Source organism: Enterobacter sp. SCRI0065 (assembly GCF_059766475.1).
Genome location: NZ_JCBAJB010000032.1, coordinates 1 through 443 on the forward strand (window position 1 = coordinate 1; position 443 = coordinate 443).

Genomic DNA, 443 nt, shown 5'->3' on the forward strand with positions numbered 1-443 from the left:
GTGGATGATTGGTGTGGTTTGCGGGTTCTCGCCCTCAATCTGAGCCAGAGGACGGTGCACCTCAATGTAATGTCTGCCATCAGGTTCTACCGAGAACTTCACGGGTTCATTGATGATCTGCACGCGCGTCCCCACGCGAGCCTGCGCAAACAGCGCTTTAATATCAGGCGCGTTCATTCGCATACACCCGGAACTGACACGCAGCCCGACGCTATCCGGCGCACTGGTGCCGTGGATAAGATATTCCCCATGACCTATCCCCAGACGCAACGCAAAGCGCCCTAACGGGTTATTAGGCCCTGCCGGTACTACCGGCGGCAATTTGATGCCCTGAGCCAGTGAGCGCGCTCTGATGCCCGCTGTAGGCGTCCACGTAGGATTAGGGATCTTCTGGCTAACACGCGTGGTGCTGACCGGCGTCTCCAGCCCTAATTGCCCTATTC

Annotated in this window: 1 protein-coding gene; it reads right to left on the bottom strand. The window is 57.8% G+C overall.

Features of this window, described 5'->3' with window-relative positions:
- Positions 1 to 443, bottom strand: a 443-nt coding sequence (locus tag AC6EMZ_RS23275; RefSeq protein ID WP_498405181.1) for a L,D-transpeptidase family protein, incomplete at both ends; no start/stop codon positions are given.